This window comes from Streptomyces sp. NPDC005775 (assembly GCF_042871565.1).
Taxonomy (GTDB): Bacteria; Actinomycetota; Actinomycetes; order Streptomycetales; family Streptomycetaceae; genus Streptomyces.
Genome location: NZ_JBIAIU010000020.1, coordinates 14,775 through 40,468 on the forward strand (window position 1 = coordinate 14,775; position 25,694 = coordinate 40,468).

Sequence of the window (25,694 nt, forward strand, 5' to 3'; positions counted from 1 at the left end):
CCCATCTCGCTGCCGCCGTTCCCCGGCGAATGCGAATCGTCCTACTGGACTCGGTTGTCCCAAGCCAACCATGTCCCCCTGGCCCGGCTGCGGGCCCCGTCATGCTGGCTGGAGTCTCGTCTGGCCAGTGCCGATGCTCTCTGTATCCTCAGCGGGCAGTCCCGACAGCACTTGGCCCGCACGATCTCCGACCTCTACACAGAAGGGCGCCACCCGGCCCCGCCCGCCGTTCCGGACGACCACGTTCTCCGCTGGGCCTGCCGCCACTGCGTCGTCGCACGCACCGGCTGGACTTTCCCCGCCCAGGTCTGGGCTTCCGTCCACGACGATGTCTGTCTTCGCCACAACCTCTGGATCGGCAAGGACGTCTTCGCTCCCGAGCAGCAGCTCGACCTGTCCCGAACTCCTGACGTCATCCGCGCTCAGCACCGCTACTGGCGGCTCCGACGACGCTACGGTCCGACCGTCACCGGTGTCTGCCAGGGAGCCACCAGCAAGCTCTGGAGCGGCCTGGCCCACCGCCACTACCGACTCAACCGCCGGGTCGAACTCCTCCACGACCTTGTCCGAGTCAAGGGACCGACAGTCGAACCGGACAAGACGGCCCCCTGGCGGATCGCAACTGGATACCCCGAACACATCACCCTGATAAGCCTGTTCGCATCAGCCCACTGGAGACGGTCCATCCTCAGCGGCGACCTCCTCGCCGCCACACACGCCCTCGCCGAATTCCACCGCCGTTTCCCGCTGCAGACGCCCCTCCGAGGCACTAGCCGCACATGGCTCAGCACGACCATCACAGCCACAGCAACACAGATCGAAGCCCTCTTGGGCCCACCCAGTGAGCCCAACGGCGGACCAGCGTCCTCGGTTGGTCACGCAGCCTCCGACCGAGTGGGAGACCATTCAGACGGGCCAAACGGAGCCCATGGTTGACCTTCACCTTGGGGGAGCCCACAGCATCAGTGGGGCCAGGCGACGTGCCTGGCATGAGGAGGAACGAGCATGGGGTTGCTGACCATCGGGGCGTTCGCGAAGGCGTCCCGGCTGTCGCCGAAAGCACTGCGTCTTTACGACGAACTCGGCCTGCTGACTCCCGCTCGCGTCGACCCGGTGACCGGCTACCGCCTCTACGCACCGGAGCAACTGGATCAGGCCAGGCTGGTTGCCTGGCTCCGACGGCTCGGAATGCCGCTCGCCCGCATCCAGCAGGTCTGCACGCTGGATGCAGGTCCGGCAGCCGAAGAGATCCGCGCGTTCTGGGCCCAGGTCGAAGCCGATACCGCCGCACGGCGGGATTTGGCCACCTTCCTCATCGACCACCTCTCATGGAAGGACCCTGCCATGTCCCCGATCGCCAAGCCCCTGGGCATCCGTTACGCCGCACTTTCCGACACCGGCCTTGTCCGCGAGAGCAACCAGGACACCGCCTACGCAGGGTCCCGCCTGCTCGCCGTCGCCGACGGCTTCGGCAGCGGAGGAGCCCCCGCCAGCGCTGCGGCTGTCGACGCGCTCAAGCGCCTCGAAACCGACAGCATCCCGGCGGGCAATCTCCTCAACGTCCTCGAAGACGCGATCGACCAGGCCAAGCAGGCCGTGCACAGCGTCTCCGGAGCCGGCCCTTCCTCCGAAGAGGCCGGCACCACACTCACCGCGATGCTTTGGACCGGCTCACAGCTGGCCCTCGTCCACATCGGCGACTCCCGCGTCTACCTCCTGCGCGACGGAGAGCTGTTCCAGATCACTCAAGATCACACCATGGTGCAGTCGATGGTTGACGAAGGACGCATCAGCCCGGAGGAGGCCGTCTCCCACCCCCAGCGGTCACTGTTGATTCGAGCCCTGGGCCAAGGAGCCGATGGCACCCCCGACATGCGTCTGCACGACGCACAGCGGGAAGACCGCTACCTGCTCTGCTCCGACGGCCTGTCGACCGTCGTGCCGACCGAAGAAATCCGCCGGGTGCTCTCCGACATCAGCGAGCCCGAGCAGGCGGTCCGCGAACTCGTCGCCCTCGCCAATGGCTCCGGCGGCCCCGACAACGTCAGCTGCGTGGTCGCCGACGTCATGGAGCTCCAGCAGTAGGAGCGAGCGGCATGCACTTCGAGTTGCACCAGGTCCGCTCTCACGAACTCATCCGCGAGGCGGACGAATACCGACTCGCCCAACAAGTCAGGGAGGCCAAATCGGTCCGCCGATCCATGCCAGCCAGCACATGGCGACCGACTCCACGACGCCTGCTGGCTTGGCTCCGCGGGTGAAACCATCACGCTGCCTACGGTTGAGCGGGACACCGACCGCCGAGCTGTCCCACTCAACCGTAGGCACCGCAGGTCAGAACCTCGCCATGCCCACAGTTATCTGGGACAGGACAATGCCGCCCTGCCCCCACAGGCGGCGCGGGCTACATCGCGAGGGCCGACCCGGAGGGGAACGGGTCCTGCCGGGGCCGCGCGACGGGGAACCGCACCCCGGTGAGGTCTTCGGAGACGGTCCACAGCCGCTGCTGGACGGCCTCCTCGTGCGACTTCGGGCTGGAGGTGACCAGTCGGGGGTGGCCCTTGATCTCGTTGCGTCCGCCGGGACCGTAGTACTGGCCGCCGCGCACGGCGGGGTCGGCGGCGGCGCGCAGGGTCGGCAGCGCGCCCATCGCCGGCGTCTGGGTGATCAGCGGCGCGAGCCAGGTGAGCGGGAGCCGGAGGGCAGCCGGCGCATTGCGGGCCAGCTCGGTGCTGGACATACCGGGGTGCGCGGCCACCGCGACGGTGGTGCCGTGCGCGGCGAGCCGGCGCTGCAGCTCGTACGTGAACATCAGGTTGGCCAGCTTGGACTGGCCGTAGGCGGCGACCCGGCCGTACGACCGCTCCCACTGGAGGTCGTCGAAGTGGATCGCGGCCCGGATGCGGTGGCCGGTACTGCTGACCGTCACCACGCGCGAGCCGGGCACCGGCAGCATCAGGTCCAGCAGCAGCCCGGTGAGCGCGAAGTGACCGAGGTGGTTGGTGCCGAACTGCGTCTCGAAGCCGTCCCGGGTGGTCCGCTTCGGGGTGTACATCACGCCGGCGTTGTTGATCAGCAGGTCGATCCGGTCGAGCCGGGACCGCAGCGCCGCCGCCGCGGTCCGGACGGATTCGAGCGAGGTCAGGTCCAGCGCCTGCACGGTCACATCGCCGGTCATGCGGGCCGCGGCCTGCTCGCCCTTCTCGACGTCGCGCACGGCGAGCACCACGGACGCCCCGCGCTCGGCGAGCGCCTTGGCGGTCTCGTACCCCAGTCCGGTGTTGGCCCCGGTCACCACGGCCACCCGGCCGCGCTGGTCCGGAATGTTCGCCGTCGTCCACTTCTCATTCATGCCAGGCTCCCGATCAACTAACGTACCGAAGGTATCTTGTGCTCACGACGCTAAAGTACTCACGGTACGTTGTCAACGTACCGGAGGTACCTAAGTTAGGCTGGCGCTCGTGACTTTCCAGCGGGCGCGAACCGAAGAGCAGAGGGAGATCCGCCGCCGGGCGATCCTCGACACCGCGTCGGCGATGCTCGACGAGATGCCCGTGGCGGCGGTCACCCTGAACGAGCTCAGCCGCCGCGTGGGCCTGGCGAAGCCGAACGTGCTGCGCTACTTCGAGTCCCGCGAGGCGGTGCTGCTGGAGCTGCTGGACCACTTCCTGCAGGAGTGGCTGACGGAACTGGCCGGCGAGTTGGCCGCCCGCGTCGACGAAGACCTGCCCATGGCCGAGCGAGCGACAGCGACGGCCGACGTCCTCAGCCGCTCGCTCTCCGGCCGGCCGGTGCTGTGCGACCTCTTCGGCGCGCAGGGCAGCGTCCTGGAACACAACGTCACCGTCGAGGTCGTGGCACGTTACAAACGCGCCTCCCTGGACCGCCTGACCACCATGACCGCCCTGATCCAGAAGTACCTGCCGGAGCTGGGCGAGAGCGCAACGCTGTTCTGCCTGCAAACCCTGGTGCTGGCCGGCGCGTTGTCGGCGTACAGCACACCTCCGCCCAGCCTTCAGGCTGCTTACCGGGCCGAGCCCGAGCTGGCCCGCTTCCACCTGGAGCTGAAGGACTACCTGAAGCAGGCCGTGACCGCGACCCTCCTGGGCGTGCTGCCCCGCCGCTGACCCACGTCGCACCGGACAGGCCGAAACCTCCGCACGGCTCGCGCCCGGCCCAGCGCGGCGGGGACGTCGCGCCGGGGAATCGGTCCATGTCATGCGGCACCTGCCCGGCCTTCGCGAAAACCCGTTGGCGGACCGCGTCGAACCGCTGTTAGCCTCCTGGCGGCCGTGCGAAAGAACGAGGAGGTGGTACCCGTGAACGAAGTATCGACATGGGTGCTCCCCTCTGGGGTCATGGTCGGGCGATAGGTCGTCCTGGGAGCGCCGCCCTCTGCGCACTCCCGAAAGGCACCACCATGCACTTCACTTCCGAACAACGCCTCGACGACGGTGTCCTCGAGCGCGAGTTCACCCTCGGCGAGATCCCCGGCATCCTGTGGACGCCCGAAGCCGCGTCCGCGCCGACGCCGCTGATCCTGCTCGGCCACCCTCCCCTCGGGCTGGGCAAGATGTACCCGCGCCTGGTGGGGCGGGCCCGTAACGCTGCGGCGGAGGGTTTCGCCACGGCCACCATCGAGCTCCCCGGAAGCGGCGACCGGCCCCGTTTGCCCGCCGTCGACCAGGCCCGCGCCGACCTGCGCCGGGTGATGCAGGCGGGAGAGCCGGTCAGCGACGAGATCGTCGACGCCCTCGTCCTCCCGCTGGTCGACAAGGCGGTCCCGGAATGGCAGGCGGCCCTGGACGCCCTCCTTTCGGTGCCCGGGATCGGCGGCCCGGTCGGGTACTCGGGGGGACTGATCTCCATCGGCATCAGGCTGGCGACAGTCGACCCGCGCGTCTCGGCCGCCGTTCTGTTCGCCGGGAGTCTCGTGCCGCGCGTCATGTTCGAGGAGGCCCGCCAGGTCACCGTTCCCCTGCACGTCCTGTTGCAGTGGGACGACGAGGGGAACGACCGGCAGGCGGCCCTGGACCTGTTCGACGCCTTCGGCTCCCAGGAGAAGACCCTGCACGCCAACATGGGCGGGCACACCGGCGTCCCGCAGTTCGCGGGGGACGCCGCGGACCGGTTCTTCGCCCGGCATCTGAAGTGAGGCCCGGCCGTCCGGACGGCAGCAGACGGTAGCTGATGCCGGCCGGCGTGCCGCCCGTCGAGGGCGCGCCCCGGCCCTCCTCCACGGCGGCGACCGGCAGACGCACAGCCGCTCCGATCGCGGCCGTCCCAGCCATCGGCGGTACGGCCGCGATCGGAGCGGCGCGCGATCACGTGCGCGGCCCGCGGCCGCGCGTCGCCCGGCCTCCTGTGTGACGCTGGGAACGCCGTCGGGCGTCCGCGGGCGAGAGGGCCGGGTCATGCGAAACGTCGTTGCCGTCTCCGTCCTGGTCGCCGCCCTCACCCTCGGGGGCGCCGCCTGCGGCGCGGGCGGCGAGCGGCAGACGCCGCAGCGCGCACCGGGCGGCACCACCACGTCGGTTCCGCCGAAACAGAGACCGTCCACACCGTCCGCTTCCGGCAAGAGGTCGACCGGGGCGACGCCGAAGGCCACGCGGGACGCGACGCCGACCAGGTCGGTCGCGTCGCCGCCGACGGGTGCCCCGGCATCGGTCACCCCTCGTCGGACGCCGTCCCGCACGCCGTCCGCTCCGCCACCGTCCGCCCCGGCACCGTCCGCGACGGTCCCGGAGGGGCACAGATCGTTCACGCCCGGCAGTGAGCAGTCGACTCTGGACGATTGGCGACGCGGTCAGTGCGAAGACGCCGGTTACACCAACTGCGAGTGAGCGCCACGCTTCTCCGGTGTACGCGCCTGGTGGTTGGTGGTCATCCGTACATCGCCACCCGGTAGAACGCCACCAGCGCCTCGTCGACGGGGTGCGGCTGCGGCCGGCCGGCGGAATCGAGCCTGTTCCCCCTCTGCATGTTGACCGCGACGGCCATCTGACGCCTGCCGTCCGCCCGGGTCATGGCCAGCGCTCCGCCGCCCCAGACCGTGCCGCCATGGCCCCAGAAGGTGCCCCGGCCGGGGCCTTCCGCCGGGTCATCCGTCCCATCCACCGGGCCATCCACCGGGGCATCAGTCGGGGCATCCATCGGGTGCAGACCGAGGCCGTACTCGATCACCCTTCCCTCCTGGGAGACGACCGGGACGGTGCGCCGCATCTGCGCCAGCGACGACGGGGCGACGATCTTCCCGGCCAGCAGCGCGGCGTAGAAGCGGTTGAGGTCCGCGACGGTCGATATCAGCGAGGCCGACGGGCCCACCCATGACATGTCGAAGACGCTGTAGTCGCGCGGCGGGTCGATCATGCCGAACCACGACTCGTAGAGCTGCGAGTGCGGGCCGTCGATGTGCGGTCCGGTGGGGAGTTCGGTGTCCCGGAGCCCGGCGCGCTCGATGACGTCGCGGGTGACGCAGCGCTCGGCCGTGCTGCCGGTCACCTGCTCCAGGAGCCGGCCGAGGAGCAGGTAGTTGGTGTTGGAGTAGAGGCCCGGGGTGCCGCCCGGGGTGCCGGCGGGAGGGGCGGTGACTCCCCTCCCGATCAGGTCGAGGGGGTCGAACCGCGTGAACCGGTGGTCGTCCAGACACTCCGGCCCGGTCTCCGCGAGGACGGGGAACGCCTTGAGGGACGGGTAGGCGTACGGGAGGTACTCGGCGAGGCCGCTGGTGTGGTTGAGCAGCATCCGGACCGTGATCGCTTCACCGCGCTCCCCCGGAACCAGCTTCGGCAGATACCGGCCGATCGGTGTGTCGAGACCGATCCGGCCCCGCTCGACCTGCTGCAGGACCGCGGCGGCGGTGAACGTCTTGGTGATGCTGCCGACGCGGTGCCGCATGCCGGCGACGACGGGGCGGCCCGTGGCGACATCCGCCACCCCGGCGGCGCCGCGCCAGACCTGGTCGCCGTCCCGCACCTCGGCGAACAGCCCCGGCATCCCGGCGCGGTGAACGTGGTCGATGGCGGCGTCCAGAGCGCCGCAGTCCAGTGCGTCCTTCATGACATGCGTCCTTTCGCATTCCCCGGGGCCGGCCTCCGCGTCGGGTCGCCCGACCCCGGGACAACAGGGCACGAGGGGCGTGCCGGGCCACCCGACACTCCATGTCCCCATTATGCACGCGGTGCGTGCAACACCAAGTGCATACGTTAGGCTGGAGTCCGGCGAGAGGGGCGAAATGGCAGGCAGAAGGCGTTGGTCGACCGACGAGATCCTGGACGCGGCGGCAGAACTGCTGAGTACGAGCGACGCGGACTCGTTCAGCGTGCGCAAACTGGCCGCGACCCTCGGAACCGATTCCTCCAGCCTCTACCGGCACTTCCGCAGCAAGACGGAACTGCTGCGCGCGGTCGCCGACCGGATCCTCCTGGCCGCGATGGACGGCCACCGCCCGGACGGCGACTGGAAGCAGCGCATCACCGCCCTGGCCCTGCGCCTGCGTGAGGCCTTCGGCCGGCAGCCTCAGCTCGCCGCGGTCTGGGGCCGCTACGCGTCGAGCGGCACCGGCTCCCGCATGGTCATGGAGGAGGTGCTGCAGGCGCTGCGCTCGTCAGGGCTGCCCGAGGAGCAGATCCCCGTGCGCTACCACCGCCTCGCGGTCCTCATCGCCGCGTTGATCGCCTCCGAGGCCGGGGCCACCACGGTCGCCCCGGAGGAGCACGAGCAGGGCATGGAGCTGTTCCGCGTGGCGGTACTCGGCGCCGACCCCGAACGCTTCCCGGCCCTGGCCCACTTCGCCCGCGACGTCCGCCCCCTCGGCGCGGACCGCCGCGCCGTCTTCGAGGAGCTCCTCGGTGCGCAACTCGACCAGATCGAGGGCGCGATCCGGGCGGGCTAGGAAGCCGGAGCAGAGGTGGCGTCCGGACGAGCGGGAGCGTCGTCGGCCATGGTCGAAGTCCTCCCAGCCCCTACAACCGCCGCCCGCCCCGGTCCTCAGGCCGGCCGCGTGCTGCGGAACGCCCGTCGGTAGGTGTCCGGCGGGACGCCCACGATCTTCTTGAACTGACGCCGGAGCGTCGTCGCCGTCCCCATGCCGGTGGCGATCGCGACCGCCTCGATGCTGTTGTCGGTGGCCTCCAGCAACTCCTGGGCGCGGCGTACGCGCTGGATCAGGAGCCACTGGATCGGCGTCTGCCCGATCACCGACCGGAACTGTCGGCCGAGGTGCCGCGGGCTCGTGTTCGCCCTGCGCGCCATGTCGGTCACGGACAGCGGCTGGTCCAGCCGCTGCTGGACCCAGGCGAGCAGCTGGGCGAGCGCGTGGTCGCCCGACGCCCGTACCGGGGTGGACGCGAACTGGGCCTGGCCGCCCGGCCGGTGCGGCTGCATGACGAGGCGGCGGGCGACGGAGTTCGCGACGGCCGCGCCGTGGTCGAGGTGGATCAGGTGCAGGCAGAGGTCCACGGCGGCGGCCTTGCCCGCGGACGTCAGCACGCTGCCGTTGTCGGTGTACAGGACGTCCGGGTCGACCTCGGCCAGCGGATGGCGGGCGCTCAGCTCGGCGGCGTGCGCCCAGTGGGTGGTGGCCCGCCGGCCGTCCAGCAGGCCCGCGGCACCGAGGACGAACGCCCCGGTGCACAGCGAAGCGACCCGTGCGCCCGCCTCGTGCGCCGCGCGCACGGCCTCGACCAGCTCCGCCGGGGGTGGTACGTCGATGTCGGCGCACGCCGGCACGATCACGGTGTCGGCGGCCGCCACCCCGTCCAGCCCGTGCTCGGGCTCGACGTGGAAGGGGCCGACCCGCACCGGTCCTGGGCCGCAGAGCCGGACGTCGTACCAACCGTCCGTCGCCTCACGGGGCGGGTTGCCGAAGATCTCGTACGCCACCCCGAGTTCGAAGTGCAGCAGGTCACCGGCGGCCAGCAGCGCGACAGTTGGCATGTCCGAAAGTGTACGCATGGTGTCGGTCCGGACCCTCACGGTCGGGCACCGCCCGCGCCGAGACTGGAGCCCTCACCACATCGAGAGCGGGGAACCATGAGTACAGCGGCTGCGGTAGTGGTCTACGGGGCGACCGGGCACACCGGTCGGTTCATCGTCGCCGAGCTGCGGCGGCGCGGGTTCACCCCGGTCGTCTCCGGCCGGAACGCGGCCCGGCTGGAGGCACTGGCGGCCGAGTGGGGCGATGTGGAGGTGAGGCCGGCCGGCGTGGACGACGCGGACGCGCTGGACCGGGCCCTCATCGGCGCGGCAGCGGTCATCAACTGCGCCGGGCCGTTCGCCGTGACCGGCGGTCCGGTCGTCGAGGCGGCCCTGCGGGCGGGGATCGCGTACGTCGACGTCGCGGCCGAGATCGAGGCGAACGCCGCGATGTTCGCCGACCACACGGAGGCGGCCCTCGCGGCGGGCACCCATGTGGTCCCCGCGATGGCCTTCTACGGCGGGCTGGGCGACCTGCTCGTCACCGCGGCGATGGGCGGAGCCACGGCCGCGGACTCGGTGGATGTCGCGTACGGGCTGAGCAGTTGGCGTCCGACGGCGGGCACGCGGGAGGCGGGGCAGGTGTCCCACGACCGCCGGGCGGGCCGCCGGGTACGGTTCGCGGACGGGGCGCTCCGGTACCACGAGGACGAGGTGGCGCAGGGCGAGTGGCTCTTCCCCGAACCGCTGGGACGGCGCGCGGTGATCGAGGAGTTCACCATGGCCGATGTCGTGACCGTCCCCAGCCACGTGAAGGTGCCGACCGTCCGCACCCACATGTCCGTCGAGGCCGCGGGCGACCTGGCCGGCGAGGACACTCCGGCTCCGGAGGCGGTCGACGCGCTGGGGCGCTCGGACCAGACGTTCGTCGTCGACGTCCTGGTCCGCGCGGGTGGCACCGAGCGCCGCGCCACCGCCCGCGGCCAGGACATCTACGCGGTCACCGCGCCCCTGGCGGTGGAGGCCGTCGCCCGCATCCTGACCGGCCGCACGCGGACCACGGGGGTGGCTTCGGCCGGTGCGATGTTCGACGCGGCGGACTTCCTGCGGGCGCTGGCCCCGTACGTGACGGTCGACCTTCCGGCCTGACCGCCGCCCCCTGCGCCCCGGCGCCCGCGACCACGGGCCGCACCCCACGCCAGGAGGCCCGCCTGGCAGGATCTCCCCCCATGACGGCCGCCTCCTGGAGCACGCACACCCTCGACATCGGGTCCGAGACGGTGACGAAGAGGTTCCGGCCCGGCTCCCGCGCGCAGGGCGAGCGCGAGTGGCGGGCGCTCACCCTGCTGGACGTCCACGCGCCCGGGCTCGCCCCCGCGCCCCGCCGGGCGGACCTCGCGGCGGACGAGCCGACCGTGGTGATGTCCCGGCTGCCGGGCGGCCCGCTGCGTGGCCGGCGGCTCGGGGTCCGGCAGCTCGATGCCCTGGCGTCGGCGGTGAGCGAGGTGTACGCGGCGGTGCCCGCGCACGTACTGGCCGAGGTGCCCGTACGGCCGGGGCATCGGTCCTACCTGGTCGGCCGGGTCCGGGACTGGGCGCCGCGAGCCCGCCCGCGGGTGGGGCCCGAGGTGGGCCGGGCCATGGATGAGGGGCTGGAGTGGCTGGCGGGCGCGACGATCGGGGAGGCCGGGCCGCCGGATGTCCGCCCGGTCTTCGGGCCGGGGGACGGAAACCTCGCCAACTACCTCTGGGACGGCTCCCGCGTACGGATCGTCGACTTCGAGGAGTCCGGCCGCAGCGACCGCCCCTTCGAGCTGGCGGAGATCACCGAGCACGTGGCCGCCTGGGTCGACGAGCCCCTCGACGCGGAGGCCTTCCTGGACCGGTTCGACCTGGACGCCTCCGAGCGGCCCCTGCTGCTGGAAGCGCGCCGGCTGCTGGCGCTCGTGTGGCTGTTCCTGCTCTCCTTCGACGACCCCGACCACCCGCGCAACCCGCCCGGGACGGCGGAACGGCAGGCCGCCCGACTGTCCCGCCTGCTCCTGTGAGGCCGCAGCAGACACGTTCATCCCGCGCTCGCCGCGACCTGGGCGGACGCGAAGGCCGGCGGGCGCAGAGGGCCGTGGGCGCTCTCCACCACCAGGGCTGCCGCCAGGGCCGGCTCGTCGCGGCGGGGCGGCGCGACCAGCTGTACCGCACACGGGAGCCCGTCCGGGGCGAGGCCGGCCGGGACGGTGATGGCCGGGTGGCCGTCGTTGAAGACCGAGGTGTACGGGATCGGAACGGTGCGCTCGCGTGCCATCACGGCGATGTCCGGGCCCTCCGCCGGCCACGCAGTGGTCGGCACGGTCGGCAGGAGCAACAGGCCGTACCGCTCGAACAGTTCGGCCACCCAGCGGTCGAGCCCGCCCACGTGATGACGGCCGCGGCGCAGATGGGGTACGTCATCTTCCGCGATACGTACGCCCGCGACACCGGAACACCCCTGGAGGAGCTCGACGAGCGTGCCGCCCGCGCCTTCACCCGCATGCTGGCAGGGCTCGCGGCCAAGCCGCCGGCAGAGCAACGGGATCCGGAGGACTGACCGGTTGCCGGCCGATCGCTCCCCGGAACCCCCAGCCCCTCATCCCAGGAACGCCGCCACACTCCACGCGAACCGAGCGGCGTCGTCGACCCACGGGTAGTGTCCCGCCCCCTCCTGCACGACGAGCGTCGCATGGGGGAACAGCTCGGCGAAGGCGGCCGCCGAGCGGGGCGGGCTGTTCAGGTCGAACTGCCCGGCCAGCAGCAGGACGGGCGCCTCGAATGCGGCCAGCGCCGCGCGGGTGGCCGGCGGGTCGAAGGCGCCCTCGGCCCCGAAGTGGGTGATGGCCTCCGGGTTCTCCGGCCGGCTCGCCGCGTGGTGGTTCCGGGCCGCCTCGTCCCACCGGCCGTAGAAGAACGGATCCACGGCCGCCCAGTCCGTGCCTGTCCCCCGGGTGATCGCCTCCAGTGCCGCGAACGCCGCCGGGAACCACGGCTCGCCGCTCCTCAGCCGGGCGAGGTCGCGGCGCTCCTCGCCGGTGATGTCGATGCCGACGGCCCGGGCGCTTGGCGTGATCAGGGCGAGCCGGCCGACATGCGACGGGTGGCGGGCCGCGTACCGGACCGCGATGTTCGCCCCCGCGGAGTGGCCGAGCAGGTCCGTACGAGGAAGGCCGAGGTGGCGCCGTAGCGCCTCGATGTCGTCGACCAGGCGGTCGCAGCGGTACGTGGCGGTGTCCTCGGGAACGGCTGAGCGCCCGGTGCCGCGCAGGTCCGGGACGATCAGGCGGCGGTGGGCGGACAGGCCGCCGAGCTCGCCCAGGTAGCGGGAGTCTGCGGGGCCCCCGGGGACGCAGAGGACCGGGTCGCCTTCTCCGTACGTGCGATAGGCGAGCCGGGTTCCGTCGGGTGCGCTGAAGGTGGGCATGCGGCGATACTGTCACTCATAACCAGGTTATACAACCTGGTTATGAGTGAGAGGCCGTCCGGTATATAACTGGGGTGTGGCAGCCGGAGAGAACACCCCCCAGAGCGCGACGCTGACCGAGGAGCAGGCCGAGCGGATGCTCGCCGGGATGAACGACGTCATCCGGGCCGGCGAGGAGATGCGGAAGCTCCGCGCCGAGATGATCAAGGTCTTCATCGGCTTCGGCTGGACCCAGGACCGCATCGCCCGGCTCACCGACATGAGCCAGCCCGCCGTGTCCAAGCAGGTGACGAAGTACCGGGACGCCGACCCCGCGCCCCCGATGGACGTCTCCCTCGATCAGCGCGACACCCCGTGGCTCGAAGGGCGCCTGTGGGGCCTCGCCGAGGACCTCTCGGAGACATACCCCGACACCGCCCGCTGCAGCCGGTACGTCGGCGCGCTCGCCCGGGGCAGGAAGCGCTTCACTCCCGAGAACGTCGACGAACTGCGCCGACTCGTCGAGGAGGACCTGAGGCTGCACGCCGCGGAACTGCCCGGCGGGCACCGGGGCGCGTACGACGAGATCGGCCGCGCGCTCGACGTACCGTCCCGGACGGATGCCGCGCCGGCCGGGACGGCCTCCGTGCGACGCGCCCTCGCCCACCGGATCCAGCGCGACCGGCTGAGGGACAGCGCCGACGGACACCTCCGGATCACGGGTCAGGGGCGTTCAAGCTAGACGGAGGCCGCGGCGGGGAGAGAAGTCCGCTTGCGGACGATCCGCCACAGAACCGATTGTTACGCTGGCAGGCATGACCGCCATGGCGCCCACCCGCATCGCACCGGACCTCTCATACCTCCTGGACCACACCAGCCACGTGCTGCGGACCCAGATGTCTGCGGCCCTCGCCGAGATCGGGCTCACCGCACGCATGCACTGCGTCCTGGTCCACGCCCTGGAGGAGGAGCGCACCCAGGCCCAGCTCGCCGAGATCGGCGACATGGACAAGACCACGATGGTGGTCACGGTCGACGCCCTGGAGAGCGCGGGGCTCGCCGAGCGCCGGCCCTCCAGCCGGGACCGGCGCGCCCGGATCATCGCCGTCACCGAGGAGGGCGCCGCACTCGCCGCACAGAGCCAGAAGATCGTCGACCGGGTGCACGAGGAGGCGCTGAGCAGCCTCGCCCGCACGGACCGGGAGGCCCTCCTGCGCGCCCTGAACCAGCTGGCCGGCGACCACCTGGCGACTCCGGCCGAGAACCCGGGAGCGGTCCGCCGGGCACGTCAGAGCCAGAAGTAGTTTCCGCAGGTTCCGCTTCCCGGTCGCGGGAACCACGCGGGGTCCGGGGGGATCGACGCGGGATCCACGGAAAATAGAACCGAAATAAATAGTCCGCAACAAAACCATCTGCTACTTTCTCTCTTGTCGAACCCAGCGACAGGAGAGCCCGATGTCTGCCACCGCGCCCACCGCGCCCACCGTTCCCGCCCCCGCGTCCCCCTCCTCCCGCTCACGCCGCCTCGCCCTCGGCGTGATCGCCACCGGTCTGCTGATGACCGTGCTCGACGGCTCGATCGTGACGGTGGCGCTGCCCACCATCCAGAACGACCTCGGATTCACACCCGCCGGTCTCAGCTGGGTCGTCAACGCCTACCTGATCGCGTTCGGTGGTCTGCTGCTGCTCTGCGGCCGGCTCGGTGACCTCCTCGGCCGCCGACGGATGTTCCTGGCCGGCACGGCGGTCTTCACCGCCGCCTCGGTACTGGCGGGGACGGCCGGCTCCCCCGCCCTCCTCATCACCGCCCGCTTCCTCCAGGGCGTCGGCAGTGCCATGGCCGCGGCGGTCGGCCTCGGCATCCTCGTCACGCTCTTCACCGAGAGCCGCGAACGGTCCCGGGCCATCGCCGTGTTCAGCTTTACCGGCGCGGCGGGGGCCTCGATCGGCCAGGTGCTCGGCGGGGTCCTCACCGATGCGCTCGGCTGGCACTGGATCTTCTTCATCAACCTGCCGATCGGCCTAGCGGTGCTCCTCGTCGCGGTGCGCGTCCTGCCCGCCGACCGCGGTTCCGGGAACGCGGCAGGGGCGGACGCCATCGGCGCGCTCCTGGTCACCGGGGGCGTGATGCTGGGCATCTACTCCGTCGTCGAGGTCGAGTCGTACGGATGGCTCTCGGCGCACACGCTCGGCCTGGGGGCCCTCGCCCTGGCCCTGCTCGCCGCGTTCGTCGTCCGGCAGGCCACGGCCGCCGCCCCGCTCCTGCCGCTGCGGATCCTCCGGTCGCGCAGTGTCGCCGGCGCCAATCTGGTCCAGGTCCTCATGGTGGCCGCGCTGTTCTCGTTCCAGATCCTGGTCGCGCTGTACCTGCGGCGGGTCCTCGGGTACGGGGCCACCGCCACCGGGCTCGCCATGCTGCCGGCGGCCGCGGTCATCGGCGCGGTGTCGCTCGGGGTCTCGGCCCGGCTGAGCGCACGGTTCGGCGACCGTAACGTCCTGCTGCTGGGGCTGGTGCTGCTGATGGGGGTGCTCGGGCTCCTCACCCGGCTCCCCGTCCACGCGCACTACGCCACCGATCTGCTCCCGGTGATGTTCCTGGCCGCCGGATTCGGCCTCGCCCTCCCGGCGTTGACCACGCTCGGCATGTCGGGGGCCGGCGAGGAGGACGCCGGGCTCACCTCCGGCCTCTTCAACACCACCCAGCAGATCGGCATGGCGATGGGCGTCGCCGTCCTGTCCACGCTGGCCGCCTCCCGTACGGACACGCTGCTCGCCGCGGGCGGCAGCCGGGCCGAGGCGCTGACCGGCGGCTACCACCTGGCCTTCGCCGTGGGAGCCGGACTGCTCGCCGCCGCGTTCCTGGTCGCACTCGCGGTGCTCAGGCGGCCGGACCGCGCGACCCCGGCCACCCCCTCCGCCTGACCACACCCCACCTCATCCAGCAGCCGAAGGACGAACCCATGACCACGCACCCCTCCACCCCCGCCGAGAACGAGCCCCGGTCCGACTCCCACACCGACACCGACACCGGCCCCGGCGCCGGCCCCGCCCCGCGCGTGCTCACCGAGCCGGAACTGTCCCGGCTCCTCGGGGAGCAGCAGTTCGGAGTCCTCGCGAGCGTGCGGCGCACCGGGCATCCCCACCTGACGACGGTCCTGTACTCCTGGGACGCCGAGGAACGCGTGGTGCGAGTGTCCAGCACCGCCGACCGCCTCAAGCCGCGCCAGTTGCGCACCGATCCGCACGCGGCGCTGCACGTCCGCGGTCCGGACGAGTTCTCGTTCGCGGTCGCCGAGGGCGAGGCCGAGGTGTCCGCCCCGGCCGCCGCACCCGGTGACGCGGTCAGCCGCGAACTCCTGTCCCTGACCCCGGGTTTCGAGGACCCGGCCGAGGAGGCGGCCTTCCTGGCCCAGGTGGTGGCGGACCGGCGCGTGGTGATCCGGATCCGGGTCTCCCGGCTGTACGGAACGGCGCTGGACATCCCCGCCACGGAGTGACCGCAGGCGGCGGCCGCCCACCGGGGCCATGTGCGCGACAAGCGGAGGCTCTAGGATCCCGCCCATGGCTACCGACCCCGGCTACACCTGCTCCCGCTGCGGCGAACACCACACGGAACTCCCGATGGGGTACTCGACCATGGCGCCCGACGTCTGGGACGCGAGCCTGGAGAGCGACCCCGACAGCATGCTCTCGACGGACCAGTGCATCGTCAGGCACGAGCACTACTTCATCAAGGGCCTGATCGAGATACCGGTCGTCGGCAGTCCGGAACCGTTCTCCTGGGGCGTCTGGGTGTCCTTGAGCCGGGAGAACTTCGGGCGGGCGCTCGATGTGTGGGAGACCCCGGGCCGGGAGTCGGAGAAGCCCTACTTCGGCTGGCTCACCACCGAGTTGGGGCTCTACTCCCCGCGTACGACCAACCTCAAGACGAACGCGCACACCCGCCCGATCGGCCGGCGCCCGCTCATCGAACTGGAGCCCACCGATCACCCACTGGCCGTGGAGCAGCGCACCGGCATCACGCTCGACCGGGTCCGCGAGATAGCCGAGGCGGTGCAGCACGCCGAGGAGGGCCGCTGACGTCCGGGCCGGGTCGGGCCCTAGCGCCCGTCCCCCAGCCCCGACCGCAGTTGCGCGAAGCCCTGCTCGGCGGCCTCGACCGCGTCCCCGTACACCTGGTCCGCGCTCCGGCCCTCACTGATCCGCTGCCAGTTCTCCAGGGACAGGATGCGCAGGACCGCGACGATCTGGCCGGCGGCCAGCCGGTCCGTCACGCTGTCGCCCAGGGCGCGGGCGAGAGCGGCCTCGGAGCGGCTCTGGTACGCGTAGAGCCGGGCCACCAGGGACGGCGTCCCGTAGAGCAGCCGGTGGAACGCCAGCACCTGCGGTACGTCACAGAGGCCCGTGACCGGGTCACGCCGCTCCAGACCGTCCAGATAGTGCCGCCGCAGCGCGTCCAGCGGCGACTCGCCCTCCGCGCGGCCGGCGACCACCCGCGCGGACTCGTCCACGTGATCGGCGAACCGGTGGAGGGCCAGGTCCTCCTTGGCGGGGAAGTAGCGGAACAGCGTCGGCTTGGAGATGTCCGCGGCGGCCGCGATCTCCGCCACCGAGACCTTGTCGAAGCCGCGCTCCAGGAACAGTGCGATCGCGGCGTCGGAGACCGCCTCGTACGTCAGCTGCTTCTTCCGCTCACGCAGGCTCATCCGCGCACGGGGGGAGGCCGGCCCTGTCGCGTCCGCCGCGTCGGCTGCCGTCCGGGGGCCGGGCTTCTCTGCGCTCATGACCATGAAGCGTAACGCCTTCGACCTCAAGCGGACTTGACGTCCGACGCCGCCCGGACCCTTCCGGAGGACGACGTTCCGCGCCTCTACGCGCGGGACCTGATCAGTACGTCGATCCCGTCCAGCACCCGTTCGAGACCGAACGTGAACTCGTGGTCGGGCTCGCCCGGCGTCCACATCCCCTCGATCGCCATCAGCCGCGAGAGCGCGGGGTGTCGTACGGGGTCGACGAGCCGGTCCAGGGTGCGGGCGTACCCCTCCATGACCTCCTCGGCCGAGACACCGCGGGCCTCGACCGCGGCGCCGAGATCACCCGTCAACAGCGCCTCGTTCCGTACGAAACCAGTGACCAGAAGGATGACGGAGATCTTCTCCCCCGCGTCCAGACCGGTACCGGCGAGGGCCTGGAGACCCTGTTCCCACCAGGCGACCGAGTTCGGACTCGCGGGCGGTCCCGCGATGGGGATGCGGAGCATCCACAGGTTGGCGTGGAAGACCCGGCGCTGGGCGCGCGCCCACTGCGCGAGCGCCTCCCGCCAGCCGGCCGCCTCCGCCGGGGCGGGCAGCGGGGGCGGCGGCCCCATGGCCGCCTCCTGCATGAGGACGTAGAGCTCGTCCTTGGCCGCCACGTACCGGTAGAGCGACATCGTGGAGACTCCGAGGTCCTTGGCGACCCGCCCCATGGACACTCCGCCGAGCCCGTCGGACGCCGCCACCGCCACCGCGGCGTCCACGATGCGTTCCAGGGTCAGACCGGGGCGGGGTCCTTTGACCGGCCGTGCCCGCAGCCCCCAGGCGGCCTCGATGCTGGCCGGCAGGCCCGTACCGCCCGGCGAACCGTTCCCTCGCGTCACCTGAACCCACCTTCCCTTGACGCCATCCTAGTTATGCGTAAGCCTTACACAGTTCCGCGTACTACATACGCAGAAGGGGAGTGTCATGCCGCCACACGCGCCACCCGCCATGATCGAGGCCCACGGCCTCACCAAGTCGTACGGCAGATCCGGACCACCCGTCCTGGACGGCCTCGACCTGCGGGCCGACGGCGCCACCGTCCTCGCCCTCCTCGGCCCCAACGGCGCGGGCAAGACGACCGTCGTACGCATCCTCGCCACGCTCACCACGGCCGACAGCGGCACGGCCCGGATAGCCGGGCACGACGTGGTCGCCGACCGGAGCCGAGTGCGCCGCGCGATCAGCCTCACCGGACCGCACGCCGCCGTGGACGAGGCCCAGACCGGCGAGGAGAACCTGCGCATGATGGCCAGGCTGACCGGCCGTTCCCGCGCGGACGCCCACCGCCGCACCGCCGAACTCCTCGAACGCTTCGGCCTCGCCGACGCGGCCCGGCGCCCCGCCCGCACCTACTCCGGCGGCATGCGGCGCAGGCTCGACCTGGCCGCCGGTCTCGTCGGCAGTCCGCAGCCGGAGGTGTTCTTCCTGGACGAGCCGACGACCGGCCTCGATCCGCGCAGCCGTCAGGAACTCTGGCAGGTGGTCCGCGAACTCGCCGCCGACGGCGCCACGGTCCTGCTCACCACCCAGTACCTGGAGGAGGCCGACCGCCTGGCCGACCGCATCGCCGTACTGGACCACGGCCGCAAGGTCGCCGAGGGCACGCCGGAGGCGCTCAAGTCACGCGTGGCGGGACACCGCCTCGACGTGGTCCTGGCCGACCGCGCGAGCTACCTCCGGCTCACCCACCGGGCCGTGCACCACGCCCCCGCGGCCCTCACCCTCGGCCTGCCGACGGACGGCTCGGCGGCGCACGTGCGGGCACTGCTCGACGAGATCGACCCGGCCGGGACGGCGGTGGAGCGGTTCACCCTGCGCGGCGCCACGCTCGACGACGTCTTCATGGCCCTGACCGCGGCGAAGGGGGTCCGGACCGCCCATGTCTGAAACCCTCCCCGGCACACTCGCCCGCGCCGGCACGATGGCCGGCCGCTCACTGCGCATCAGCCGCCGCAACACCGACGCGCTCATCACCTCGCTGATGCTGCCCGTCCTGCTGATGCTGATCTTCGTCTACTTCTTCGGCGGCGCGATCGACACCGGCGTCCCGCACTCCTCGTACGTCACCTACGTCGTCCCCGGTGTCCTGCTCCTGTGCGCGGGTTTCGGCTCCGCGAGTACGGCGGTGGCCGTCAGCGAGGACATGAAGAACGGCATCATCGACCGCTTCCGCACCCTGGACATCGGCGGCGCGACCGTCCTCGCCGGCCATGTCGCCGCGAGCACGGCCCGCAACCTGGTCTCCACCACGGTGGTCCTCGGCGTCGCGCTCCTGATCGGCTTCCGCCCCACCGCCACCCCCCTCGGATGGCTCACCGCCCTCGCCGTCCTGCTCGCGTACGTCGTCGCGCTGTCCTGGCTGTCCGCGGCGATCGGCCTGCTCGCCAAGTCCCCGGAGGCGGCGGGCGGATTCACCTTCCTGATGTCGTTCCTGCCCTACCCGAGCAGCGCATTCGTCCCGGTCGACTCCATGCCCGCCTGGCTCCACGGCTTCGCCGATCACCAGCCGATCACCCCGGCCATCGAGTCCCTGCGCGCCCTCCTCCTGAACCAGCCGGCCGGCGACGCCCCCTGGATCGCGCTCACCTGGGCCACGGGCCTGCTGCTGATCGCGATCGCACTGTCAGGGGTGCTGTTCAGCGTCCGGACGCGGTGAAGCCGCCCTGCCCGCCGCCGACCGACGCACGCTCACCCGCCCGCGCACTGCCCTGGAGCAGACCGGCGCACGCTCACCCGGCCGCGCACGCCCCGGAACACATCCCCGCACGCCCGGAACAGATCCCCGCCCGCCCTAGAACACATCCGGGCACCAAGCCCGCCGCCCCGCCCGCAGCACCCCGTCCGCACGGGCCACCGCGCCCGGGGTCAGCTCCTCGACGCGGCCCAGGTCCGCGAGTCGCAGGGGGGACTCGTCGCCCAGGTACAACGTCCCCAACTCGCGCACGTCCATGGCCAGGTCGGCCGACCGCGTCGTCGGGGTGCACGTGGCGCCGTCCGGTGAGGCGTCCAGGTGGAAGCGGCCGGCGGTGAGGCCCGTCGTGTCGTGGATGTCCAGGACGAGGGAGCCGGGGGCCGCGTAGGTGCGGGCCTCCAGAGCGCGTACGACATCGAGGACGCGCACCCACATGAAGTCCGCGTGCGTCACCACGCGGGCCGCGCGCGGGTCCGGGAGGTGGAGCGGGAGCAGGTCGTCGGGGGCGCGGTGGCCGGTGCGGATCGTGGCGATCCAGTCGACCGAGCAGAGGAAGTGCCACAGCGCCCGCTCCGCAGCCGGGGTCGCCGCGATCAGGCTGCGCACCGTCGCCCGGTTCAGCGGCTGCTTCGCGTCGCCCCAGTGGTCGTCGGCCCGGTAGAGGAGCAGACCGTCGACACTGCCGTCGGCCCCGCGGTACACGGCGTAGAACGGCTCGGTCCAGGTGTCGTTGGGGAAGAGCGCCTGACCGGTCACGAGGTCCCACCAGCGTTCGCCGCGGCTCACCACCCCGTGCCGGCTCGCCCGCAGCCGGTCGTGCAGCGCCGGGCCCAGCTTGCGCACCTCCGCGCCGTCCACCAGGTCGATCCGGCCGCCGTCCTCGGCCGACGGGACCCGGCGGTGCGGGTCGAGGCCCGTGCGGGGGACGTCGACCTCCCACTCCGTGGTCCAGGTCGCCGGGCCGAAGCCGTACCGCCCGTAGATCGGGTACTCGGCGGCGATCAGCGTGGCGGCCACATCGCCGCGCTCCTTCGCCGCCGCCAGGTCCGTGGCCATCATCCGTGTCAGCAGCCCGCGGCGCCGGTGGGTGGGCGACACCGTGACGTTGGTGACCGCGTCCGTCGGCACCGTCGCGCCGCCGACCACCGTCAGCTCCTGCGCGAACGAGCGGAACGTCGCCACGCACCGCCCCTCGTCGAACACCCCCTGCGTGCGCGACAGGTCCAGGAACGGCATACGCCCCGCCACCTCCTCGTCCGACGGCGTCGGCGCGCGCAGGAAGCCGGTGTTCAGCGCGCGCAGCCAGTCATGGAGCTCGGATTCGGCGATGGGGCGGACGTCGAGGGTGCTCATCCGGCTCACGCTAGGCGGGGGAACCCAGAGATGTCTCCCCCTTTTCGGGCGCCCGTCAGAACGCCGCCCGGATCTCCCCGACCTCCGCGCTGCCGCCCATCAGCGGCGCCCGGCCGATCCGCGACACCACCGGGGCGTCGATGCCGAGCAGCCCCAGCGCGCGGGCCAGCACCGGGCCGAGCGCCCGGGTCGAACCGTCGTCGATCTTGAAGGCCAGCGCCCGGCCGTCCGCCAGCGCCACCGCCTGGACCGCCTCCGCACCCATCTTGGACAGCGTCCCCGGCACCTCCCGCATCAGCCAGGTGTCGGGCCGCCGGGTGCCGGCCACGTACTCGGGGTGGGCGCGCATCGCGTCCGACACCCGGCGCTCGGCCGTGTCCTGCTCCGCCGTGACGAACGTACGGAACGCCCGCGCGAGACCCACCAGGGACAGCGCCATCAGCGGCGCCCCGCAGCCGTCCGTCCCGACCGCGGCGACCGGCTCGCCCGCCGCCTCCTCGACGACCCGGTGGACCAACTGCTGGAGCGGGTGCGCCGGATCGAGGTAGGTGGCCGTGTCCCAGCCGTTGTGGAGGCACGCCGCGAGCATCGCCGTGTGCTTGCCCGAGCAGTTCATCGTGATCCGCTCCCGGACGTGACCCGCCGCGAGGTACGTCTCCGCCTCCACCGGGTCCAGCGGCAGATCGGGCGGTGTCTGCAGATCGTCGGGCGACAGCCCGTGCTCGGTGAGCATCTTGCGTACGAGATCGAGGTGGAAGCCCTCCCCCGAATGGCTCGCGGCGGCCAGTGCCAGCCGCTCCCCGGACAGGTCGAGGCCGGCCCGCAGCAGCGCCGCGGCCTGCATCGGCTTGTTGGAGGAGCGCGGGAAGACCGGCGCCGTCGGATCGCCCAGGGACATCTCCACGCTGCCGTCCGCGGCCAGGACGACCAGGGAGCCCCGGTGGTGGCCCTCGACGAACCCGGACCGCACGACCTCGGCCAGCACGGGAAGAACGGGGGTGCCGGGAGCCGGGCCGGATATGCCGGACGGGGACGACGGGGCTGCGCTGGAGGTCATGGTGGCCTTCCGGGGGCGGGCGGGACCCGCCCCCGGAAGGGTCGCTTCAGGCGAGCAGGTCGTCTACTTGTGCTTCCCCGTCACGGTACCTGCGGGCGATCTCCGCGCTGCAATCGTCCGCGGTGCGCTGGAGGCGGTGGCGACGCCGGGAGACCTGCTGTTCGTAGCGGACCAGGCGTCCCATCGCGGTGTGCAGCTCTTCGTCCGTCCGGGCGTCGAGGTCGGAGAGTTCGACCTCGGCGAGCGTCTCGGCCGCCAGTTGCCGGTACTCGTCGCTGCGCGGCGTGCTCAGCGTGACGTGCCGGGCGGAGGAGCGGTGCGACGACGGGGCGTCCGCGAGGATCTCCGAGAGCCGGTCCACCACCGGGGACTCGGGATCGCGCCGCCGCGCGAGCTCGGCCCGCAGGATGTCGATCCGCCCCTGGACGAGCCGTCGCACATAGCTGAGATCGGCCTCGTCGCGCTGCGAGTCCCGCCGCAGCCCACGCAGCTCCGGCAGCCGCAGAGCACCCAGATCCAGCGGCGCCGACGCGGCGGCCCCGTCCTCGGAGCCGTGCCCGGTCCGCTGCACGGGTGGGCGCATGGTGCTCGCACTCGTACCGGTCTTGCTGTTGACGCCGGGGCGTGCGACCGGCACCGCGCCCGGGGACTGCCCGGTTCCATGCATGCTCATGCTTGTGTCCATCCCCTCGACCGGTGCGTCGGCACACCGCCTCCGTGCATGGTGCCACTCCGAGGGGCCCCGTGGAGGTGCTCTGTACCCGTTCAGCCCAAGTTAGGTTGGTCTGTATGCGTGCAGTGGTACAGAGGGTGGACGGTGCGAGCGTCACGGTGGCGGACGCCGGGGGCGAGGGCGGCGGTTCGGCGGTCGTCGGCGAAATCGTCGGCGAGGGTCTGTGTGTGCTGGTGGGAGTGACCCACGGCGACACCGCCGAGAAGGCGGCCCAGCTCGCCCGCAAGCTCTGGTCGGTCCGCATCCTGGAGGGCGAGAAGTCCTGCTCCGATGTGAATGCACCACTTCTGGTGATTTCACAGTTCACTCTCTACGGGGATGCCCGCAAGGGCCGCCGGCCCACCTGGAACGCCGCGGCACCCGGCGAGATCGCCGAACCGCTGGTCGACGAGGTCGTGGCGCGGTTGCGGGCCCTGGGCGCACACGTGGAGACGGGCCGGTTCGGAGCGGACATGCGGGTCTCGCTCACGAACCACGGCCCGTTCACCGTCGTCGTCGAGGTCTGAGCCGGCGGGAGGGCCGGCCGGCCCCTACGGTTCGACGACCGTCTCCTGGGCCGCCGCCGTGTCACCGGCCAGCAGTTCCGCGTCCACCGCCACGTTCCGCTTCACCAGGGCCAGGGCGATCGGACCCAGCTCGTGGTGGCGGGCGGAACTGGTGATGAAGCCCAGCTGCCGGCCCTCCGCCCCGTCCGCGGCGAGCCGCACCGGAGTCCCGTGCCCGGGCAGCAGCACCTCGCTGCCGTCCAGGTGCAGGAAGACCAGCCGCCGCGGCGGCTTGCCCAGGTTCTGCACCCGGGCCACGGTCTCCTGACCCCGGTAGCAGCCCTTCTGGAGGTGGACGGCGCCGGGGATCCAGCCCAGCTCGTGCGGGATGGTGCGGTGGTCGGTCTCGAATCCGAGCCGCGGCCGGTGGCCCTCGACGCGCAGCGCCTCGTAGGCCAGCACCCCGGCGGCCGGGCCGTGCGCCGCCGCGTACGCCTCCAGGCCGTCGCGGGGCAGGAACAGGTCACGGCCGTACGGCGTCTCCCGCACGGTCGCACCGTCCGGGACCTCGGCGATGGATCCGGCCGGCAGGTACACCACCGCGATGTCCTCGGTGCGGTCGGCGACCTCGACGCGGTAGAAGAACTTCATCGACTCCAGATAGGCGATCAGCTCGCCCTGCGTGCCCGGCTCGACGTGCATCCACACGCTCTCACCGTCGTCGACGAGGTACAGCGCGTGCTCGATGTGCCCGTTCGCCGTGAGGACCAGCGCCTCGGTGGCCTGGCCCGGGGCCAGGTCGCTGACGTGCTGGGTGAGCAGGAGGTGCAGCCACGCCAGCCGGTCGCTGCCGGTGACGGTCACGACCCCGCGGTGCGAGAGGTCGACGAGACCGGAGCCGTCGGCGAGGGCGCGCTGCTCTCGGAACAGGTCGCCGTAGTGCGCGGCGACGCCTTCGTCACGACCCTCGGCGGGGACGGCGCCGGGCAGGGACAGCAGGGGGCTCTTCATGCGACCAGCGTACGACTCGGATCAGGCCGGGGGTCCGGCGGCCGAACCGGTGGCCGCTCCGGCCGCCTTCGCCGTGCAGTCGGCGCAGCGGCCGAAGATCGCGAAGTGCTTCATGTCCGTCTCGAAGCCGAACGCGCCGCGCAGCTTCTCGGTGAACTCGGCGACGACGTCGACATCGGCCTCGATGACGTTCGTGCAGTCCCGGCAGACCAGGTGGATGTGGTGGTGGCGGTCCGCCAGGTGGTACGTCGGGGCGCCGTGGCCCAGATGGGCGTGGCTGACCAGATCCAGCTCCTCCAGGAGCTCCAGGGTCCGGTACACCGTGGAGATGTTCACGCCGGAGGCGGTACGGCGCACCTCGGACAGGATGTCGTCGGGCGTCGCGTGCTCCAGCGTGTCCACGGCTTCGAGGACAAGCTGCCGCTGCGGCGTCAGCCGGTAGCCGCGCTGCCGAAGATCGGTCTTCCAGTCGGTGCTCACCACAGGCTCCAGTGTAGGTCCGGGCGAGTCCACGGCCCCAGGTGTCCGTGGAACGGGCCTCGTGGCTACTTGAAGAAGGCGATTCCGTCGTCCGGCAGGTCGTCGCCGAGGCTCTTCGCCATCGCCTCGACCTCTTCCGGGGTGACGACCTTCTTCAGGTGCGCCGACATGTACGGCCGCAGTTCGACCTCGGGCGTGGACTTCTCGCCCACCCACATCAGGTCGCTCTTCACATAGCCGTAGAGCCGCTTGCCCCCGTTGTACGGGCCGGAGGCCGCCGTCCGGGCCACCGCGTCGGTGACCAGGTCGATCTGCGGCTTCTGGCGGCCGAGCTCGCCGTACCAGATCTCGATGACGCCCTGGTCGCGGACCATGACGACCTCGACCTTGCGGTCCTTGTCGATCCGCCAGTAGCCGGACTCGGACTCCAGCGGCCTGACCTTGTTGCCCTCGGCGTCGAGCACCCAGGAGTGCGAGACGTACTCCAGGAAGTCACGGCCGTCGTGGCTGAAGGAGACCTCCTGGCCGAAGTTGCACTTCTCGGCACCGGGGAAGTCGGACACACCCGCGCCCGCCCATTTGCCCAGCAGGAAGGCCAGCGGGACGAGGTCCGGGTGGAGGTCGGACGGGATCTCGATCATGAACGGCTCAATCGATCTGTGAGGCGGAGGACGGGAGGCAGGGGCGCCGGGGCCGGGAAGTGGCTAGCGCTGGCCCTGGTACAGCTTCTTCACGGTC

General features: G+C 71.9%; 29 protein-coding genes. 15 read left to right on the forward strand and 14 right to left on the reverse strand.

The window, feature by feature from the left end; all coding sequences use genetic code 11:
• Positions 1-99: 99 nt before the first annotated feature.
• Positions 100-558: a hypothetical protein gene (locus ACFYPA_RS33820; RefSeq protein WP_389136227.1), complete on the reverse strand. Its 459-nt coding sequence runs from the start codon at positions 556-558 to the stop codon at positions 100-102.
• Positions 559-1,005: 447 nt separating this feature from the next.
• On the opposite strand from ACFYPA_RS33820, the gene ACFYPA_RS33825 reads away from it, so the two are divergent.
• Positions 1,006-2,085, forward strand: coding sequence for a MerR family transcriptional regulator (locus ACFYPA_RS33825; RefSeq protein WP_389136229.1), 1,080 nt, complete (start codon positions 1,006-1,008; stop codon positions 2,083-2,085).
• 319 nt (positions 2,086-2,404) lie between these two features.
• Here the strand turns inward: ACFYPA_RS33825 and ACFYPA_RS33830 are convergent, their stop codons facing one another.
• Positions 2,405-3,352, reverse strand: a complete 948-nt coding sequence (locus tag ACFYPA_RS33830) for an SDR family NAD(P)-dependent oxidoreductase (RefSeq protein ID WP_389136231.1) — start codon at positions 3,350-3,352, stop codon at positions 2,405-2,407.
• A 109-nt stretch (positions 3,353-3,461) separates the two neighbouring features.
• Between ACFYPA_RS33830 and ACFYPA_RS33835 the strand changes: the two genes are divergently transcribed.
• Together ACFYPA_RS33835 and ACFYPA_RS33840 are read left to right on the forward strand one after the other, a co-directional pair.
• Positions 3,462-4,127: a TetR/AcrR family transcriptional regulator gene (locus ACFYPA_RS33835; RefSeq protein WP_389136234.1), complete on the forward strand. Its 666-nt coding sequence runs from the start codon at positions 3,462-3,464 to the stop codon at positions 4,125-4,127.
• A 293-nt stretch (positions 4,128-4,420) separates the two neighbouring features.
• Complete coding sequence (locus ACFYPA_RS33840; RefSeq protein ID WP_359319472.1) at positions 4,421-5,155, forward strand: alpha/beta hydrolase; 735 nt, start codon at positions 4,421-4,423, stop codon at positions 5,153-5,155.
• Positions 5,156-5,883: 728 nt separating this feature from the next.
• On the opposite strand, the gene ACFYPA_RS33845 is transcribed toward ACFYPA_RS33840, so the two are convergent.
• Complete coding sequence (locus ACFYPA_RS33845; RefSeq protein WP_389136237.1) at positions 5,884-7,059, reverse strand: serine hydrolase domain-containing protein; 1,176 nt, start codon at positions 7,057-7,059, stop codon at positions 5,884-5,886.
• 175 nt (positions 7,060-7,234) lie between these two features.
• Here ACFYPA_RS33845 and ACFYPA_RS33850 point away from each other — a divergent pair, with 175 nt between their 5' ends.
• A complete protein-coding gene (locus tag ACFYPA_RS33850) occupies positions 7,235-7,894 on the forward strand; it encodes a TetR/AcrR family transcriptional regulator (protein WP_359085502.1) in 660 nt (219 codons plus the stop codon).
• 95 nt (positions 7,895-7,989) lie between these two features.
• Here the strand turns inward: ACFYPA_RS33850 and ACFYPA_RS33855 are convergent, their stop codons facing one another.
• Positions 7,990-8,937: a helix-turn-helix domain-containing protein gene (locus tag ACFYPA_RS33855; RefSeq protein ID WP_359085501.1), complete on the reverse strand. Its 948-nt coding sequence runs from the start codon at positions 8,935-8,937 to the stop codon at positions 7,990-7,992.
• Positions 8,938-9,033: 96 nt separating this feature from the next.
• Between ACFYPA_RS33855 and ACFYPA_RS33860 the strand changes: the two genes are divergently transcribed.
• Both ACFYPA_RS33860 and ACFYPA_RS33865 read left to right on the forward strand, forming a co-directional pair.
• Entirely contained in the window at positions 9,034-10,065 is a 1,032-nt protein-coding gene (locus ACFYPA_RS33860) for a saccharopine dehydrogenase NADP-binding domain-containing protein (protein WP_389136241.1), read from the forward strand.
• Between the two features lie 80 nt (positions 10,066-10,145).
• Positions 10,146-10,964, forward strand: a complete 819-nt coding sequence (locus tag ACFYPA_RS33865; RefSeq protein ID WP_389136242.1) for a phosphotransferase family protein — start codon at positions 10,146-10,148, stop codon at positions 10,962-10,964.
• A gap of 17 nt (positions 10,965-10,981) precedes the next feature.
• Here ACFYPA_RS33865 and ACFYPA_RS33870 read toward each other — a convergent pair whose 3' ends face one another.
• Positions 10,982-11,329 carry an amidase family protein gene (locus ACFYPA_RS33870; protein ID WP_389136245.1) on the reverse strand — a complete coding sequence of 116 codons (348 nt, stop codon included), beginning with the start codon at positions 11,327-11,329 and terminating at the stop codon, positions 10,982-10,984.
• On the opposite strand from ACFYPA_RS33870, the gene ACFYPA_RS33875 reads away from it, so the two are divergent.
• Positions 11,330-11,500: a hypothetical protein gene (locus tag ACFYPA_RS33875; protein ID WP_389136246.1), complete on the forward strand. Its 171-nt coding sequence runs from the start codon at positions 11,330-11,332 to the stop codon at positions 11,498-11,500.
• A 39-nt stretch (positions 11,501-11,539) separates the two neighbouring features.
• Here ACFYPA_RS33875 and ACFYPA_RS33880 read toward each other — a convergent pair whose 3' ends face one another.
• Positions 11,540-12,367, reverse strand: coding sequence for an alpha/beta fold hydrolase (locus tag ACFYPA_RS33880; protein ID WP_389136248.1), 828 nt, complete (start codon positions 12,365-12,367; stop codon positions 11,540-11,542).
• A gap of 76 nt (positions 12,368-12,443) precedes the next feature.
• Between ACFYPA_RS33880 and ACFYPA_RS33885 the strand changes: the two genes are divergently transcribed.
• The 5 genes from ACFYPA_RS33885 (at position 12,444) to ACFYPA_RS33905 (ending at position 16,426) form a co-directional block, all read left to right on the forward strand.
• On the forward strand, positions 12,444-13,088 hold the full coding sequence (locus ACFYPA_RS33885) for a sigma-70 family RNA polymerase sigma factor (protein WP_389136251.1): 645 nt from the start codon (positions 12,444-12,446) through the stop codon (positions 13,086-13,088).
• 73 nt (positions 13,089-13,161) lie between these two features.
• Positions 13,162-13,650 (forward strand): MarR family winged helix-turn-helix transcriptional regulator, encoded by a 489-nt coding sequence (locus ACFYPA_RS33890; protein ID WP_389136253.1) that lies wholly within the window; start codon positions 13,162-13,164, stop codon positions 13,648-13,650.
• Positions 13,651-13,801: 151 nt separating this feature from the next.
• A complete protein-coding gene (locus tag ACFYPA_RS33895) occupies positions 13,802-15,268 on the forward strand; it encodes a DHA2 family efflux MFS transporter permease subunit (RefSeq protein WP_389136256.1) in 1,467 nt (488 codons plus the stop codon).
• A 38-nt stretch (positions 15,269-15,306) separates the two neighbouring features.
• Positions 15,307-15,843 carry a pyridoxamine 5'-phosphate oxidase family protein gene (locus tag ACFYPA_RS33900; RefSeq protein WP_389136258.1) on the forward strand — a complete coding sequence of 179 codons (537 nt, stop codon included), beginning with the start codon at positions 15,307-15,309 and terminating at the stop codon, positions 15,841-15,843.
• A gap of 64 nt (positions 15,844-15,907) precedes the next feature.
• Positions 15,908-16,426, forward strand: a complete 519-nt coding sequence (locus ACFYPA_RS33905) for a DUF2199 domain-containing protein (RefSeq protein ID WP_389136261.1) — start codon at positions 15,908-15,910, stop codon at positions 16,424-16,426.
• Between the two features lie 20 nt (positions 16,427-16,446).
• Here the strand turns inward: ACFYPA_RS33905 and ACFYPA_RS33910 are convergent, their stop codons facing one another.
• Together ACFYPA_RS33910 and ACFYPA_RS33915 are read right to left on the reverse strand one after the other, a co-directional pair.
• Complete coding sequence (locus ACFYPA_RS33910) at positions 16,447-17,136, reverse strand: TetR family transcriptional regulator (RefSeq protein WP_389136263.1); 690 nt, start codon at positions 17,134-17,136, stop codon at positions 16,447-16,449.
• 80 nt (positions 17,137-17,216) lie between these two features.
• Positions 17,217-17,984 carry a TetR/AcrR family transcriptional regulator C-terminal domain-containing protein gene (locus tag ACFYPA_RS33915; protein WP_359085492.1) on the reverse strand — a complete coding sequence of 256 codons (768 nt, stop codon included), beginning with the start codon at positions 17,982-17,984 and terminating at the stop codon, positions 17,217-17,219.
• An 85-nt stretch (positions 17,985-18,069) separates the two neighbouring features.
• Here ACFYPA_RS33915 and ACFYPA_RS33920 point away from each other — a divergent pair, with 85 nt between their 5' ends.
• Complete coding sequence (locus tag ACFYPA_RS33920) at positions 18,070-19,032, forward strand: ATP-binding cassette domain-containing protein (RefSeq protein ID WP_389136266.1); 963 nt, start codon at positions 18,070-18,072, stop codon at positions 19,030-19,032.
• Positions 19,025-19,801, forward strand: coding sequence for an ABC transporter permease (locus tag ACFYPA_RS33925; RefSeq protein ID WP_359319449.1), 777 nt, complete (start codon positions 19,025-19,027; stop codon positions 19,799-19,801). The genes ACFYPA_RS33920 and ACFYPA_RS33925 overlap by 8 nt, the downstream gene beginning before the upstream one ends.
• Before the next feature lie 135 nt (positions 19,802-19,936).
• Here the strand turns inward: ACFYPA_RS33925 and ACFYPA_RS33930 are convergent, their stop codons facing one another.
• The 3 genes from ACFYPA_RS33930 to ACFYPA_RS33940 are packed head-to-tail and all read right to left on the reverse strand — an operon-like array spanning position 19,937 to position 22,920.
• Positions 19,937-21,190: a GNAT family N-acetyltransferase gene (locus ACFYPA_RS33930; protein WP_389136268.1), complete on the reverse strand. Its 1,254-nt coding sequence runs from the start codon at positions 21,188-21,190 to the stop codon at positions 19,937-19,939.
• Positions 21,191-21,245: 55 nt separating this feature from the next.
• Positions 21,246-22,247, reverse strand: coding sequence for an asparaginase (locus ACFYPA_RS33935; protein ID WP_389136271.1), 1,002 nt, complete (start codon positions 22,245-22,247; stop codon positions 21,246-21,248).
• Positions 22,248-22,293: 46 nt separating this feature from the next.
• Entirely contained in the window at positions 22,294-22,920 is a 627-nt protein-coding gene (locus ACFYPA_RS33940; protein ID WP_359085487.1) for an ABC transporter substrate-binding protein, read from the reverse strand.
• Between the two features lie 116 nt (positions 22,921-23,036).
• Between ACFYPA_RS33940 and dtd the strand changes: the two genes are divergently transcribed.
• On the forward strand, positions 23,037-23,486 hold the full coding sequence (dtd, locus tag ACFYPA_RS33945; protein ID WP_359085486.1) for a D-aminoacyl-tRNA deacylase: 450 nt from the start codon (positions 23,037-23,039) through the stop codon (positions 23,484-23,486).
• A gap of 24 nt (positions 23,487-23,510) precedes the next feature.
• Here the strand turns inward: dtd and ACFYPA_RS33950 are convergent, their stop codons facing one another.
• From ACFYPA_RS33950 to ACFYPA_RS33960, 3 genes are all read right to left on the reverse strand, one after another.
• Positions 23,511-24,476, reverse strand: a complete 966-nt coding sequence (locus ACFYPA_RS33950; protein WP_359085485.1) for a glycine cleavage T C-terminal barrel domain-containing protein — start codon at positions 24,474-24,476, stop codon at positions 23,511-23,513.
• Between the two features lie 21 nt (positions 24,477-24,497).
• Positions 24,498-24,959: a Fur family transcriptional regulator gene (locus tag ACFYPA_RS33955; RefSeq protein WP_359085484.1), complete on the reverse strand. Its 462-nt coding sequence runs from the start codon at positions 24,957-24,959 to the stop codon at positions 24,498-24,500.
• Positions 24,960-25,021: 62 nt separating this feature from the next.
• A complete protein-coding gene (locus ACFYPA_RS33960; RefSeq protein WP_359085483.1) occupies positions 25,022-25,597 on the reverse strand; it encodes an FABP family protein in 576 nt (191 codons plus the stop codon).
• Between the last annotated feature and the right edge of the window lie 97 nt (positions 25,598-25,694).